The organism is Sorangium sp. So ce726, assembly GCF_051521405.1.
Lineage (GTDB): Bacteria > Myxococcota_A > Polyangia > Polyangiales > Polyangiaceae > Sorangium.
In genome coordinates, this window is the sequence record NZ_CP150349.1 from 9,712,165 (window position 1) to 9,724,212 (window position 12,048).

Genomic DNA, 12,048 nt, shown 5'->3' on the forward strand with positions numbered 1-12,048 from the left:
GAGAACCGCTCTTTCGCGTTGCGAAAAGCCCCGTCCCGGAAGACACTAGGAAGCTTCACCCCGGTGCTTTCGGCGGCTCGCCAGGGCCCGCCGCCATCAACGCCTAACCTCTTGGAGAGAGCCATGAACTCGAGATCTCGCCCGTCGTACTTCGGCTGGGTTCCAGTCGGGCATCTGCTGCGGATCGCGTGCATCGGTGTGGCCCTGCAAGCGGCCGCGTGCGCCAGCGATGACGGCCCCGGCGCCACCGGGGACAGCGGCGGCAAGACGGGGAGCTCAGGGAGCTCGGAGAGCGGCGGTGGCGACTTCGGCGGCGTGGCCGTGGGCACCGGCGGCGGCAACAGCAGCTCTGGCAGCGGGACGCCCAGCAACGAGGACACCTGCGACGGCCTGGACAACGACGGCAATGGCATCATCGACGACGTCGACGCCGGCGGCGACGGCGTCTGCGACTGCCTCCGCATCGCCACGCTGGGCGAGCCGGGCGAGTGGGGCGACGGCGACGTCTTCGAGGCCTGGTTGAACCAGCGCAGCATCAATGGGGCCGTCGACCTGAACAGCGCCGAGCTCACCGCGGAGGAGCTCGCAAAGCACCAGGTCATCGTCATCCAGGACGTGAGCGGCATCGGGCGCACGTACTCGGACGCCGAGGTAGAGGCGCTCCGCGGCTGGCTCTCGAAGGGCGGCGGCCTCATGACGTTGATCGGGTACGGCGATCCTGACGAGCGCGAGAACGTCAACACGCTGCTCGCTCCGCTCGGCGTGGGCTACGACCAAGAGCCGATCCTCCCGCGGGAAGGCGGCTCCACGATCCCCATCACGGCGTGGAGCGGAGAGCATCCGGTCCTCGACGGGATCAAGGCTGTCGGCGTGGACAACGGCTACCCGGTGGTGGGCGAGGGCGCCACGCTGGCGACCGGCGACGGCCACGACGTGCTGAAGGCGCTGGAGGTCGGCGATGGCCGGGTCCTGGTCTGGGGCGACGAGTGGATCACCTACAACAGCGAGTGGGTCGATCATCCCGATTATCAGGTCGAGCGCTTCTGGCTGAACGCCATCAAATGGATGACGCCAGCCAACGAGTGCCAGGTGGCCATCCCACCCCAGGTCAACTGAGCGCCTCGCCCTCCCGCGCGGCGATCACGCCGCCCGGGAGCCCTCGGCGCGTCGCGGGCCGGTCACGGTCCTGTAGAGCTCTTCGTATTTGCCAACCATCACGGCGCTGCTGAAGCGCTCGCGCGCGCGGCGCGCGCAGGCGGCGCGATCGAAGCGGGCCAGGCCCGCCGCGAGCGCCGCGAGGCGCGACAGGTCGCCCGGCGGCGCCAGGTAGCCGGTGACGCCCTCATCGACGATCTCGGGGAAGGAGCCGCGGCGAAAGCCGAGCACCGGAGTGCCGCACAGCATGGCCTCGATGGCGATGAGCCCGAACGGCTCCTCCCACTGGAGCGGGCAGAGGATGGCGCGGGCCCCGCGCAGGAGCGCGACCTTGCGGTCGTGGCCCATCTCCCCGAGATCCGATACCCCGCTCTCCCGAAGGCGCGGGGCGATCTCCTGGAGATAATAGATCTGGTCCTTGGGGTGAGCGCGGCCCGCGAGCTTGATCGGCAGACCCGCGACCCTCGCGATGTCGAGCGCGAGGTGGGTCCCCTTCTCCTCGGCGTAACGGCCCAGGTGCGCGAGGTAGCCCTCGTCGCTCAGGCTCGGCGGATAACGCGCCGGCGTGACGCCGTGATGGATGACGCACGATCGCGGGAGCGGGATCTCCAGGGCGCGCTGCCGCGCGCTGATCGCCACGTACGCGACCTCCGGGTGGCGCGCGTAGATGCGCGAGCTCTCGCCGCAGGGCGCGTGGTGCAGGGTGTGCACCGTCGGGACACGGACGAAGCGGGTGAACGGGACAGCGATCGGGCTGTTCACGTGGATCACATCGAACCCGTCCTCGCGCGCGATCTCCGAGAAGGCCCAGGCGACGTGGTTGACCTCGTCTTCCGGTGCCGGAGGCCAGCTCGGGCTCCCGTAGAGGGACCGGCGACGGCAGGTGACCACCGAATCTCCCGTCGCGAAGAGCGTGACCTCGTGTCCACGCGCCGACAGCCCCTCGGCCAGCTCGTGACAGAACAGCTCGGTCCCGCCGTACCCGGAGGGAGGCACCCGGATGAACGGGGTAGAAATGATCGCGATCCGCATGCTCTTTGCTCCTCGGTCGCCGCGCCGCGACCGGGGCTCCATGCTCGCCCCCGCTCGCAGCGGAGCCCACAAGTCGACCCATCAACGAGCATGCCAGCAGGCTGCTCCCCGCCTGCCCGGACGAGGGAGCGCGCGAGGACAGCTGCTGCGCAGCAGACGCAGCGCGGCGCCTGCCAAGCCAGCGCGATCCGAACCGGCGAGCGGCGGTGCGGCGCTTTCTTCAAGCGTCCCGTGCGTCTAGGATGCGCCCTCCCGCTCGCTCCTGCGCGCGGGGCAGCGCGGGAAGCATCAAGAGCCCGAGCGCCCCGACCAATCTGCACACAGGTGGTCAATGACTTCGAGATCGAATCGTTACGGATCCGCGCTCGCGTTGAGCATTTCGCTGGTGGCCACCGCGGGCTGCCAGATGGCCACGATGCCCGATCGCGGCCTCATCAATGAGGACACGGGAGGGAGCGGCGGACAGGGAGGAACGGGCGGAGGGGGTGGCGTCGGTGGCTCCGGCGGCAATGACGGCGGCGGGAGCAGCGACGGCGGCGGTGGCTCCGGGGGTGGCGATGGTGGCTCCGGGGGTGGCGATGGTGGCTCCGGGGGTGGCAACGGCGGGAGCGACGGTGGCGCCGGCGGAGTCGATGGCAACGGCGGCAACGGAGGCGACGCTGGAGCCGGCGGCGGCGGCGGAGCGGGCGGCATCGACGGCTCCGGCGGCGGCGGAGCGGGCGGCATCGACGGCTCCGGCGGCAGCGGCGGGGGCGGCGTCGTCCCGTGCACCGACGACGCCGATTGCCCCGCGCCTGACGGCGAGTGCGCGGTCGCCAGGTGCACCGACGGTGGATGCACGACCGAGCCCGTGGCCTCGGGGACGATCGTGAAGGTGCAGATGGCCGGCGACTGCCGCGAGCGCGTCTGCAACGGCGACGGCGCGGTCACGGAGGTCGACGACGACGACGACGTGCGCGACGACCACAGCGAGTGCACGGTCGACTCCTGCCGCGATGGCTCGCCGCTCAACGATCCGGTCGAGACCGGCACCTTGTGCTCCCGGGCCGAAGGCGGGCTGTGCAACCCCGCCGGGGTCTGCGTGCAGTGCCTCGTCAACGTGGACTGCCCGACCGAGGTCTGCATCGACTACGTCTGCCAGGCCGCCTCGTGCAGCGACGGCGTGCACAACGGCGACGAGGGCGGCATCGACTGCGGCGGCCGCTCCTGCCCTGCGTGCGGAGCGCCGGCCTTGGTGACCTCCGTCGACTATCCGGTCATCGCCGTCGGCGGCGCGCTCGTGCTCACCGGCTCCGGCTTCACCGGGGCGACGAGGGTGACCGTCGGCTTCGCGGCGCAGCCCTTCACGGTCGACTCCGACACGCAGATCACGATCCCCGCGCTCTCGGACGCGACGCCGGCCATCCCGGGGGACATCGTCGTGAGCCGGCCGGGGGCGCGGTGGACGTCATTCCCGGTGACGGTGATCCGGCTCCAGATCAACGAGGTCGACGCCGACACGGCGGACAGCAGTGACGTGCTCGAGTTCATCGAGATCAGCACGGGCTGGCGGTACGTGAACCTCGCCGGTTACACGCTCGTGCTCTACAACGGGGCCACCGGCGGCTCCTACCGCGCGATCGAGCTCAACGCGACGACGGACGTGGGCGGCCTCCTGCTCGTCGGCAACAGCGGCGTCGTACCGGCACCCGCCCTCGTCTTCCCGACCAACACCCTGCAGAACGGCCCGGACGCGGTCGCCTTGTACCAGGCGCTGCCCGCGGAGTTCCCCACGTCCACGCCGGCCACGGCGGCGCGCCTCATCGACGCGCTGGTCTACGGACCGGCGGCCGAGGAGAACACGCAGCTCTTGAACACGCTGATCTCCAGCGCTCCGGGGCGCGTTCAGGTCAGCGAGGGCGCGACCTCCGCGCTGTCGCAGACGCAGTCGATCCAGCGCTGCGCCGACGGCCGCCGCGACGGCCGCCGCTTCGGGGCGGCGGCGCCCACCCCTCGCAGGCCCAACACCCTCACCTGCCCCTGAAGGCGCGGCGCAGCTGGCAGCGCGCCGCGCCGCCGCCCGGCGCTGGGCTCCGGAGCTCAGCGCTCGAGGTGGATCTCGAAATCCTCGATGCTCACGGCGAGCTCGTAGCGCTCGTCGATGAGCCCCGCGAGCTCAGGGAACCCGTTCAGCGTGTCGCGCGAGTCGATCACGTCGCCGGTCACCGAGGGGAAGACGTCGTGGCGCTCGACCACGATCGCGGCCGGCGGGCTCGCGGCGAGGTCGCGCATCAGCGCGTCGCGCGCCTCCTGCCGGGCCCACGCCGCGCGCTGCGGGACGTTGTAGAGGTAGCGCGTCGCGGGCGGGCGATCGGCGAGGTCGTAGATCACCGGCTCGAAGCCCCACACGAACACGGGGCGCCCCGGCGCGACGCGCTCGCGCAGCCACGCGGCGACCTCCCGGTTCGCCCCGGCGTTGACGTCGGCGACCGACGCGAGGCGATCGAGGCGCGCCTGGTCCCTCGCGCCCGTGGCGAGCACCGCGATCCGCTTGGCGCAGCGCTCGATGTAGTCGTCGGCCACGTCCTTGGTCGCGGAGCGGGCGAAGGCGGTCGCGACGAGCGCCGCGAGGAGCGCCGCCGCGGCCGCCTTCACGCCGGACCGCGTGCACCGCTGCCACGCCTTCCAGAGACCGAGCGCGGCGAGCATCGCGGTGAGCGGCCACGTCGCGCCGTAATGGTAGGGGAAGAACTTCGCCTGCATCACGACGCCGACGAGGTGCATGGCGATCACGCCCGAGAGCAGCGCCACGCCCGCCCGCTCGCGGCGTTCGGGGTGCAGCGCGACCAGGCAAGCGAGGCCGAACGCGAGCGGGCCGGAGTAGTGGACGAGCCACTCGCAGACGCCGTACCACGCCATGCCGAGCACGCTCGCGCCGCGCCACCCGAGCGCTGTGTAGTGCGGCGTGAAGACGAAGAGGACCTCCCGCAGATCGCCGAGCGCGCCCCTCAGGGCGAACCAGGCGGCGCAGGCGAGCACGGGGAGCACGCCGCCCAGCGCGATGAGCAAGGCGGGCCGGAGCGCCGCCCAGAGGAGCGCGGCCGCCGTCGAGCGGACCGGCCCGGACGCAGGCGGCGCAGGGCGCGCCGGCTCGCCCTGGAGCGCGGTCGGACCGGCGTCGAGCCAGCGCTGGACGGCGGCCCGCTCCGAGCCGCGCCGCGCGAGCTCCGCGAGGGCGGGCGCGGCCAGCGCGACGGCGAGCACGACGCCGCCCCCGGCGAGGGGCGGCTTGAGGAGGCCGGCGGCGCCGAAGAGCGCGCCCGACACGACAAGCGCGGCGCCGCGCGGCGCCGGGCGGGGCGCGCCGTCGCGGCCGCGCGGCGTGGCCACGAGCAGCGCGGCGATGGTGAGCATGCCGCCGAACGACTCGGGCTGCGCCGTGTGCCAGAAATCGAGCTGGGCGTGCACCAGCACGGCGAGCGCCGCCGCGACGACCCCGATCCGTCGATCGCCGAAGAGGCGAGCGGCGAGCGACGCCATCGCGAGGCACATGCCGGCGAGGCCGAGGACCTCGAGGACGCGGATGCCCCACTGCGCGGGGCCGAAGAGGGCGCGGGCGAGCGCGTAGATGAGGAAGATGCCGGGCGGCTTGAAGTCGAACGCGTCGCGGTAAGGCATGCCGCCGTCGAGCACCGCGCGCGCGACCATGGCGTAGATGCCCTGATCGCGGCCGTAGCCGTAGGTCAGCACCTGCAGCAGCAGGAACGCGATGACGCCGAGCGAGGCCGCCCGGATCGCCCGCGCCCCCACGACGCGCGGCGGCCCGGCGGCGAGGAGCTCGCGCGCGCTCTCGCTCGAGGGGGCCAGGGGGACGGGGGCTGCGGTCGCATCCGGCGCGGCGTCACGCACGGGGCCCTTGTACCGGCTGGGGCCCGCCAGCGTCTACGTGCGTCGACATACGATTCCAGCCGCCCTGGCCTCGGTGGAGGCGCGCCCAGGTGGAGGCGTGCCTCGGTGGAGGCGTGCCTCGGTGGAGGCGGCTCGCCGTGGCCGAGACCGACGCAACTGACGCGATCGCCGTCGCGCCGGCGCGACCCACACAAAAAGGATACACACCGGACGAACACTGTGTCGTTGCTCTCGAAGGGCGGGCGGCGTATACGACCCTGCCGCCTTGCCCGGAGAGGTGAAACGGGCGCTCACGGCGGCGCGCGTTGGAGGCGCGAGAAGCGATGGTCGATGTTCGCATGCCGCAGCTCGGTGAGAGCGTGCTCGAGGGGACCGTCTCGAGGTGGCTCGTGCGCGAGGGCGATTTCGTCAAGCGCGAGCAGCCGCTGCTCGAGGTTGCGACCGACAAGGCAGACACGGAGATCCCGGCGCCCGTCGCGGGTCGTGTCTCGCGGATCGCGGTGGCCGAGGGTACCGTCGTCGCCAAGGAAGGTCTGCTCTGTCAGATCGACGAGACGGCGCAGGGCGAGGCCCAGGCGACGGCCCAGCGCGCGAGCGCGGCGCCGGCGCCGGCGCCGTCCGAAGCGCGGCCCGCCGCGCCGGCGCCCGGCAGCAACGGGCACGACGAGAGCGCCCGTCCCCTGACGAGCCCGTCGACGAAGAAGCTCGCGCGCGAGTCGGGCGTCGACCTGCGCGACGTGCACGGGACAGGCGATCACGGCCGGATCACGCGCGACGACGTGATGCGCGCGGCGCACGGCGCGCCGGCCGAGCCGGCGCCTCCGCCGAGCGCGGCGGCCCAGCCGGCGAGCGCGGCCGTGGAGCTGTCGCAGCTCATCCAGGCGAGCGGCGGGTTCGTGCCGCCGGTGCCCGGCGTCGGGTACGGCGCGTACAAGGTGCCGCCCTACGCCCCCAAGCCCGGCGACAAGGTGGTGCCCTTCAGCCGGCGCCGCCGCATCACCGCCGACCACATGGTCTATTCCAAGGTGACGTCGCCGCACGTGGTGACGGTCGCCGAGGTCGACCTGCACGAGACGTCGAAGCTGCGCGACCTCCACAAGGACGAGTTCAAGAAGGCGGGCGTGTCGCTCACGTTCCTGTCCTTCATCTGCGCCGCGGCCGTCCGCGCGCTGCGCGAGCACCCGGAGTTCAACGCTCGAGTGCTCGAGAACTCGTACGTGGTGCTGCGCGACGTCAACCTCGGCGTGGCGGTGGACACGCCCGGCGGCCTCATCGTCCCGAGCATCAAGCACGCGGACGAGCTGTCGCTGCGCGGCATCGCGAGGAGCATCGACGAGCTGGCCGGGCGCGCGAAGTCCGGCAAGATCACGGCCGACGATCTCGCGAACACGACCTTCACGGTCTCGAACCCCGGCCTCAAGGGGAACCTGTTCGGCGGCGCGATCATCTCGCAGCCGAACGTGGGCATCCTCCGGATGGGGGAGATCAAGAAGCGCGTCGTTGTGGTCACGAAGGACAAGGAGGACGCGATCGCGATCCATCCGGTCATGTTCCTCGCGCTGTCGTACGACCACCGCATCATCGACGGGGTGCTGGCGAACTCGTTCCTCTGGCGCGTCACCGACATCCTCACACGCGGGGAGTTCGAGGTATGAGCACGACGAGCGAAGTGCAGGGACTGCGGCCTCTCGGCGAGGTCGATCCGGAGATCGCCGAGCTGATCCGCCTGGAAGAGCGGCGGGAAGCGGACACGCTCCGGCTCATCGCGAGCGAGAACTACGTGTCTCGGGCGGTGCTCGAGGCGACGGGCTCGGTGCTGACGAACAAGTACTCCGAGGGGTACCCGCACAAGCGGTATTACGAGGGTCAGCAGCAGGTCGACGTTGTCGAGGAGCTCGCGCGGACGCGGGTGGCCAAGCTGTTCGGGGCCGACCACGTGAACGTGCAGCCCTACTCCGGCAGCCCGGCCAACCTGGCCGTCTACCTCGCGTTCGCGCAGGCGAACGACACGATCATGGGCCTCGGCCTGCCCGCCGGCGGGCACCTGACCCACGGCTGGTCGGTGAGCATCACAGGGAAGTACTTCAAGAGCGTCCCGTACGGGGTTCGCGAGAGCGATCACCGCATCGACCTGGATCAGGTCCGGGACCTGGCGCGTACCCACCGGCCGAAGCTCATCTGGTGCGGGACGACGGCGTACCCGCGCACGCTCGACTTCGCCGCGTTCCGGGCGATCGCTGACGAGGTAGGGGCGATCCTGGCGGCGGACATCGCGCACATCGCGGGGCTCGTGGCCGCGGGGGTGCACCCGTCGCCGGTGGGCATCGCCGACGTGGTGACGTCGACGACGCACAAGACCTTCCGGGGCCCGCGCGGCGCGATGATCCTTTGCAAGAAGGAGCACGCGGGCGCGATCGACAAGGCGGTGTTCCCCGGCCTCCAGGGCGGTCCGCACAACCACACGACCGCGGCCATCGCGGTCGCGGCGAAGGAGGCCTCGGAGGAAGGGTTCCGGGCCTACGCGAAGCAGATCGTGGTGAACGCGCAGGCGCTCGGGCGCGCGCTGGAGTCGCGCGGCTTCCGGCTCATCACCGGCGGGACCGACAACCACCTCTTGCTGATCGACATGACGCCGAAGGGGATCGCGGGCAAGCCGTACGCTCAGGCGCTCGATCGCGCGGGCATCGTGGCGAACTACAACTCGATCCCGTTCGATCCGCGCAAGCCGTTCGACCCGTCGGGGCTCCGCATCGGCACGCCGGCGGTAACGTCGCGCGGGATGGGCGTCGCCGAGATGGAGCGCCTCGCGGCATGGATGGATGAGGTGGCGCAGAACGTGAACGACGAAGCGCGCATCGCGCGCATCGCCGCCGAGGTCGCGGAGCTCTGCCGCGGCTTCCCGGCGCCCGGCATCCGGCTCTAGCCCACGCTGCGGCGAGCCACGCCGCTGCGACCGAGGACGCCATGGAGAGCGATCTCCTGGCGTCCTCGGCGCTTTTGTGGCCGGTACCCGAGGACGCCATGGAGAGCGATCTCCTGGCGTCCTCAGTGTCCTGGCAGCGTCACTTCACGTAGAGCTGCGCGGCGGCGACGCCCGAACCGGCGGTGGCCTTCACGATGTACTTGGCGTTGATGCCGACGGGGAGCGACCAGCGGTAGCAGTTGCCCCGGCCGCCGAGCGCGGCGTTCGAGCCGCTGGAGTTGTCCTGCGCCAGCACCGATGAGCCCATCGGGATCGGGGTCAGCGCGACGAGGCTGATGTCGAGCTCGGTGATCCCCGCGCCGACGCCGACGATCGTGTAGCACTTGCCGGGCATCAGCTGGATCTGCTGCTCGAGGGTCTGTCCGGCGCTGAACTGCCCCGCGATCGGCCCTCCCTCCTTCGTCATGCCGGGCGCCTCGGTCGCAGCGAGGTTGTTCAGCGGGATCGTCGCGGCGGAGGCGAGGTTCGGATCGATCGCCGACGCGCTGCCGGAGCTGCTCCCTCCGCTCGGGGCCGGCTGCTGCCCGCCGGTGGTCTGCTGGCCAGGGAGCGGGAACGGCCAGGGAAAGCCGCCAGGCTGCGCCGTCGGGGCGGGCTGCGTCGTCGTCGGGGCAGGCTGCGTCGGGGCGGGCTGCGTCGGGACAGGCTGCGTCGGGGCAGGCTGGTACCCCGGCTGCGGCTGCTGATACCCGGGCTGCTGGTACCCGGGCTGTTGATACCCCGGCTGCTGATACCCAGGCTGCTGAACTCCAGGCTGCTGGTACCCGGGCTGCTGGTAGTAGCCGGGCGGGGGCTGGTTCGCGTAGCTCGGCGGCGTGGACGCCTCCCGCTGTTGACAACCAGCAGCGAGGGCGGCGGTGAGGACCAGGGCAGGCAGGACGCCAATCGTACGGAGCAAAAGAACCTCCTCGAATTTCCGGCAGAACGCCGCGTTCAATCTCACTGACGGGCTCGCGACGCAACGGGTCGCTCACGGGGAGCGCCCCGGCGCGCCCCCCGAAGCCCGCTCAACCGAGCTCCAGGTCCGTCCGCCGGATGTCGCTTTGGACGTGGCACGCCCTCGCTTTCATCGCGCCCATCCGACGGATTGATGCTGTTTCTGCCATGATTTCCCGGGTTATTGCGGCCAGCCTCGGCTGGCCCGGGTCAAAAAGTGAGGTAGCCTACGGCATGACTGACCACGGCTCCCGAGCGAAGCTCGATCGTCCCGGAGAGTTTGCTCAGTGGTTCCTGGAACGAGAAATGCTGGCGAGCGCCGGCATGGGGCTCGCGGCCGACAGGGCGCGGCTGCACCTCGGACGCGCGGTCACGTTCCTGGAGCAGGGGATGCTGCGCGAGTCGCTGGTGGAGGCGAACTCCGCCGCGTACCTCGATCAGGCGATCCGACCCGAGGCGCTGCTCATTGCGCGCATGTGCATCCTGCGCGAGTTCGTGGGCGAGTCCGGCGGCTGAGCGGCACGGCGGCGCGAGAGGTCGAACGCCCGCGCCGGCCTGCCTGCGGGCTTGCGCCGCCGGCTCAGCCGCGCAAGACGCCTCGCACATAGCCCCCGCCCTCTGGCGGGTGTATGAGCGCCGCGAGCACAGTTGTCCCAACGAGGGGCCGCGGCGTGCGGCAGGGCTGTGCGCGAGGAGGCCGCAGATGACGGTGACGGGTAGGTCGTTGGGTTCAGCAGTGCTCCTGGCTCTGTCGGTGGCAGCGCTGGGCTGCGGCGGCAGCAGCAAGGAGTCGGAGTTCGCGGACGACGCCCCGGACGCGGGGACGCTGCCGCCCCCACAGCCGACAGCGTCCGTGCCGCCCCCGGACGCCGGCCTGCCCCCGGTCGCGGCGCCCACGGTGGCGCCCTGCGATGGAGTCCAGTCGCTCGCGATGACCACCATGTTCCAGGGCCGCGCCGCCGGCGAGGCGCCGAAGATGCAGCCGGAAGGGGCGCCCGTCTGCAGCGTGGTGCCCGAGGGACAGACGGCCTCGGGGCAGACCTTCATGCTCCAGCCGGGCAATTGCTACACGTTCCTGGCGCAGGCGCTCCCCACCGTCACCGAGGTGGACATCCAGCTGGAGCTCGACCTGAACGCCGGAGGACAGCCTGGCCTCGCTGCGTTCAACCTGAAACCGGTGCTCGCCGTCGACTCGGACACCGGCCCGACAGCCGCCATCGGAGCCAAGCAGAGCTGCTACCAATGGCCGTTCCCCATCGCGGCGACGGCCAAGCTGGTTGTCAAGGCGCGCACCGGCTCGGGGCCGGTCGCGGCGCAAGCCTACAGCCGCAAGAAGTGAGCTGACCTCGCCGCGGGGGCGGCGGCGGCATCGAGCCGCCCAGCCCCCCAGCGGCGGCGCACATCGCCGGCGCGCCGCGCGGGCCGCCCCGCTGCGCGCGCTGGGCGCCCTTCCGCCGCCCCGGCGGTGGCGCGCCGGGGCCATGGAGCAAGAACGGCCACGTCGCCGTGGCCGCCCTGCGCTCCACTGGGAGATCCCGTAAGCCTACAGGAGCGCGTCCTTGATGGCCTTGATCGGCCGAGCGCGGACCGACTTGCTCGCCGGCTTCGCGGCGAAGGTCATCGGCTGCTTGGTAAACGGGTTGATCCCCTGGCGCGCCTTCGTCGCAGGGCGCTTGACCACCCGGAACTTCGCGAAGCCGGGCAGCGTGAACACGCCCGACTTCTTCAGCTCGCGATGACCGATCGTGATGAGGGACTCGAGAACGTTCTTGACCTGCTTGCGGCTCAGCTCATCACCGGCAGCTTCGGTGATGGCCTGGATCAGGCCGCTCTTGCTCAACGTCTTCTTCGCGCCGCCCCCGGCCGTCTTCTTACTTGCCATGGCACTCTCCTCGGACATGAGCTCGCGCGCGACACCTCGCCGCGCACAGCCTCAGTGAACCTTACACACGACACAGGACAAAAAAAGACAAAACTGCGGGGAGAAATCGCGATTTCTGAGACGGGGCATCGCGCGGACCCCTGAAAGACCGCGCCGGAGCGGTGCGCCAGAG

At 71.5% G+C, this 12,048-nt stretch carries 10 protein-coding genes; 6 read left to right on the forward strand and 4 right to left on the reverse strand.

Going from position 1 to position 12,048, the window contains the following annotated elements:
- Window positions 1–123 precede the first annotated feature (123 nt).
- Window positions 124–1,116, forward strand: a complete 993-nt coding sequence (locus WME79_RS36110; protein WP_437524394.1) for a hypothetical protein — start codon at window positions 124–126, stop codon at window positions 1,114–1,116.
- A 24-nt stretch (window positions 1,117–1,140) separates the two neighbouring features.
- On the opposite strand, the gene WME79_RS36115 is transcribed toward WME79_RS36110, so the two are convergent.
- Window positions 1,141–2,187, reverse strand: coding sequence for a glycosyltransferase family 4 protein (locus WME79_RS36115; RefSeq protein WP_437524397.1), 1,047 nt, complete (start codon window positions 2,185–2,187; stop codon window positions 1,141–1,143).
- 370 nt (window positions 2,188–2,557) lie between these two features.
- On the opposite strand from WME79_RS36115, the gene WME79_RS36120 reads away from it, so the two are divergent.
- Window positions 2,558–4,210: a hypothetical protein gene (locus WME79_RS36120; protein ID WP_437524399.1), complete on the forward strand. Its 1,653-nt coding sequence runs from the start codon at window positions 2,558–2,560 to the stop codon at window positions 4,208–4,210.
- Window positions 4,211–4,266: 56 nt separating this feature from the next.
- Here WME79_RS36120 and WME79_RS36125 read toward each other — a convergent pair whose 3' ends face one another.
- On the reverse strand, window positions 4,267–6,075 hold the full coding sequence (locus WME79_RS36125; protein WP_437524402.1) for a glycosyltransferase family 39 protein: 1,809 nt from the start codon (window positions 6,073–6,075) through the stop codon (window positions 4,267–4,269).
- Between the two features lie 338 nt (window positions 6,076–6,413).
- Here WME79_RS36125 and WME79_RS36130 point away from each other — a divergent pair, with 338 nt between their 5' ends.
- Together WME79_RS36130 and glyA are read left to right on the forward strand one after the other, a co-directional pair.
- Window positions 6,414–7,730, forward strand: coding sequence for a dihydrolipoamide acetyltransferase family protein (locus WME79_RS36130; RefSeq protein WP_437524405.1), 1,317 nt, complete (start codon window positions 6,414–6,416; stop codon window positions 7,728–7,730).
- Window positions 7,727–8,998: a serine hydroxymethyltransferase gene (glyA, locus tag WME79_RS36135; RefSeq protein ID WP_437524407.1), complete on the forward strand. Its 1,272-nt coding sequence runs from the start codon at window positions 7,727–7,729 to the stop codon at window positions 8,996–8,998. The genes WME79_RS36130 and glyA overlap by 4 nt, the downstream gene beginning before the upstream one ends.
- Window positions 8,999–9,137: 139 nt before the next feature.
- On the opposite strand, the gene WME79_RS36140 is transcribed toward glyA, so the two are convergent.
- A complete protein-coding gene (locus tag WME79_RS36140; RefSeq protein WP_437524409.1) occupies window positions 9,138–9,956 on the reverse strand; it encodes a hypothetical protein in 819 nt (272 codons plus the stop codon).
- Window positions 9,957–10,300: 344 nt separating this feature from the next.
- Between WME79_RS36140 and WME79_RS36145 the strand changes: the two genes are divergently transcribed.
- Together WME79_RS36145 and WME79_RS36150 are read left to right on the forward strand one after the other, a co-directional pair.
- Entirely contained in the window at window positions 10,301–10,510 is a 210-nt protein-coding gene (locus tag WME79_RS36145) for a hypothetical protein (RefSeq protein WP_231864381.1), read from the forward strand.
- Between the two features lie 238 nt (window positions 10,511–10,748).
- Window positions 10,749–11,333, forward strand: a complete 585-nt coding sequence (locus WME79_RS36150; protein ID WP_437524412.1) for a hypothetical protein — start codon at window positions 10,749–10,751, stop codon at window positions 11,331–11,333.
- Between the two features lie 204 nt (window positions 11,334–11,537).
- On the opposite strand, the gene WME79_RS36155 is transcribed toward WME79_RS36150, so the two are convergent.
- Window positions 11,538–11,876, reverse strand: a complete 339-nt coding sequence (locus WME79_RS36155) for an HU family DNA-binding protein (RefSeq protein ID WP_012239209.1) — start codon at window positions 11,874–11,876, stop codon at window positions 11,538–11,540.
- Between the last annotated feature and the right edge of the window lie 172 nt (window positions 11,877–12,048).